The 2647-nt window shown below is 66.2% G+C and carries 4 protein-coding genes; 2 read left to right on the plus strand and 2 right to left on the minus strand.

What is annotated here, in order from left to right; genetic code table 11:
* Positions 1-225, minus strand: a 225-nt coding sequence (locus HMPREF1546_RS19150) for an S-layer homology domain-containing protein (RefSeq protein ID WP_021750446.1), incomplete at its 3' end; no start/stop codon positions are given.
* Between the two features lie 193 nt (positions 226-418).
* Positions 419-976, minus strand: a complete 558-nt coding sequence (locus HMPREF1546_RS04805; protein WP_021750444.1) for a flavodoxin family protein — start codon at positions 974-976, stop codon at positions 419-421.
* A 103-nt stretch (positions 977-1079) separates the two neighbouring features.
* Between HMPREF1546_RS04805 and HMPREF1546_RS04810 the strand changes: the two genes are divergently transcribed.
* Both HMPREF1546_RS04810 and mnmE read left to right on the plus strand, forming a co-directional pair.
* On the plus strand, positions 1080-1427 hold the full coding sequence (locus HMPREF1546_RS04810) for a helix-turn-helix domain-containing protein (protein ID WP_021750443.1): 348 nt from the start codon (positions 1080-1082) through the stop codon (positions 1425-1427).
* A 5-nt stretch (positions 1428-1432) separates the two neighbouring features.
* A partial coding sequence (gene mnmE / locus HMPREF1546_RS04815) for a tRNA uridine-5-carboxymethylaminomethyl(34) synthesis GTPase MnmE (RefSeq protein ID WP_021750442.1) occupies positions 1433-2647 on the plus strand: 1215 nt, incomplete at its 3' end.

A 2647-nucleotide genomic window follows, 5' to 3' on the forward strand; every position in this document is an offset into this window, starting at 1 on the left:
CCCCCGCCATAGGAACACGGCCAGCTGGGCCCGGGTACAGGGCGCATCGGGGGAGAAGGTGGACGCTGTGGTGCCGTTGGTGACGCCGGTTTCTGCGGCCCACAGAATGGCATCATAGTAGGGGGAGGTCTCCTGCACATCAGTGAAGGGGCTGGCAAAGGCCAACGCGGGCAGGGGCAACCCCAGGCACAGGGACAGACAGAGCGCAAAAACGTGCGCTTTCATGCTGTATTCCTCCTTTTCTGTATCTTTGCGGCTCGTTCGGCGCGGCTGTCAGTCGTGAAAGCAGAACCGGCGGGCGGCATCATGATTTCCAACGGCATTTGGTTTTGATGGCTGCATTATATCACCGCGTACCCGAAAACACAAGGAGGCCCCAGCGCCCGTCCTCGTTCTCGTCAGGACAACTGCGGGGCGGTCACAGCGCCGCGCCCAGTTGCCGGGCGGCCTCCAGCTGCTCCGGATGGGCCTCGATATCCCCGGCGGCCATGTTTCCGCCGGCGTATACAATGCCCGCATCCTTCCAGCCCAGGCAGTCCAGCAGCGCCTTGTAATAGGCCCGCACCGGGGCGAAATTCTCCTCCGTGTCGCCTTCCGCCGCCATCAGAAGCACCGCGTCCTTGACCGGATTTGCCAGATCGGGGCCCAGTTCCGCCACCGCGAACAGCCGGTCAAAGGCGCATTTCAGCTGTCCGGAGATGCTCCAGTAATACATGGGCGAGGCCAGCACCACCACATCCGCGGCCATGTAGGCCGGATACACGGCGTCCATGCCGTCCCGCTGGACACAGGGGTGCCGGGGATCCCTTCCGCCGCCCAGGCAGCCCCGGCAGCCGTGGATGTCCAGAGCGGCCAGATCGAACCGGGCAACGGTGTGGCCCGCCGCCTCCGCTCCGGCAGTAAACGCGTCGATCAGCGCCGCAGTGTTTCCGTGGATGCGGGGGCTGCCGTTGAGAATCAGAATCTGCTTTGACATCAGAATCGCTCCTTTTTTCTTGATGTCCCCAGTATCCTATGATATTCTCTGTTTGTAAAGTACGCACATCGGTGTAAGATACTAACCAAAAGGAGAGCATAAAATGGAGCCATGCATCACGGCGGGCACCGGGATTGAAGAGACGGGCTTCGGCTACACCATGTCCCTGGTGAGCGGTAAGTACAAGATGATTATTCTCTACTGGCTGGCGGAGTACAGCGTTCTGCGGTACAACGAGCTGAAGCGGCGCCTGGGGACCATCTCCCACAAGACGCTGAGCCTCTCCCTGAAGGAGCTGGAGGCGGACGGCCTGGTGCAGCGGGAGGAGTATCCCCAGATTCCCCCCAAGGTGGAGTACAGCCTTTCGGTGCGGGGGCGGTCCCTCATCCCCATTTTGGACGCTATGTGCATCTGGGGCGAGGAGAACCGTCCCCGCGGGAAGGGAGCGTGAGGCAGATGGATGTGATCGCGGCAATCGCCACTGGAAGCGCCGCCACCGCCATCGGAATCGTCCGGGTGTCGGGAGACGGGTGCTTCGCCCTGTGCGGGCGGGTGTTCCGGGCGGCTGGCGGCCGTCCCTTTGCCGCCCAGGAGCCCCGGAAAATGGTGTTCGGAGAGATGCTGGACCGGGCGGGCCGGGTCATTGACCGGGGCCTTGCGGTGCGGTTCCCGGGGCCGGGCAGCTACACCGGGGAGGACTGCGCAGAGTTTCACTGCCACGGCTCCCCCGTGGTGCTGCGGGAGCTGCTGTCTGCCCTCTTCGCTGCCGGGGCCCGGCAGGCCCAGGCGGGGGAGTTCACCAAGCGGGCGTTTTTGAACGGCCGGATGGACCTGACCCAGGCGGAGGCGGTGGTGGACCTGATCGACGCGGAGACCGCCGCCGCGGCCAGAAACGCCGCCGCCCAGCTGGACGGCGGCCTGCGCCGGGTGCTGGAGCCGGTCCAGGAGGAGCTGCTGGAAGTCACCTCCCGGTTTTACGCGGTGGTGGACTACCCGGACGAGGACATTCAGGATGTGCGGCCGGAGGAGATCGCCGCTGCCCTCTGGTCCGCCGCTGGGCGGCTGGAGCGGCTGCTGGACACCTGCCGCCGGGGACAGGTACTGAAATCCGGCGTCCGCACGGCTATTGTGGGCCGGCCCAACGCGGGCAAGTCTTCGCTGCTCAACGCCCTGGCGGGGTATGAGCGGGCCATCGTCACCGACATCCCCGGCACCACCCGGGACACGGTGGAGGAGTCCGTACTCTGCGGCGGGGTCCTGCTGCGGCTCATCGATACCGCCGGCATCCGGGCCACGGAGGACCCGGTGGAACAGCTGGGGGTGGAGCGGAGCCGGAGAGCCATCGCCTCCGCGGAGCTGGTGCTGGCGGTGGTGGATGGTGCGGAGCCGGAGGACCCGGAAGAGGGATCTCTGCTGGCGGATGTGGCCCGGTGCGGAGTTCCTTGGCTCCTGGTGTTCACTAAGCGGGATATGGCAGGGGGGCTGCGGACGGCTGGGGCGGTTTTTCCCGCCGGAGAGGGCCCTCTGGCCCCGCCTGCCGCCGTGGTGTCCCTGTCCTCCGTCACTGGCGAGGGACTGGAGGACCTGGGAAACGCCGTAGCAGCCCTGTTTCCCGCCGGGGACCCGGGGGAGGCGGGCAGCCTGCTGACCGACCGGCGGCAGGAGGACGCC

Origin of the sequence: Oscillibacter sp. KLE 1745 (assembly GCF_000469445.2) — a bacterium.
Classification (GTDB): Bacteria; Bacillota; Clostridia; order Oscillospirales; family Oscillospiraceae; genus Oscillibacter; species Oscillibacter welbionis.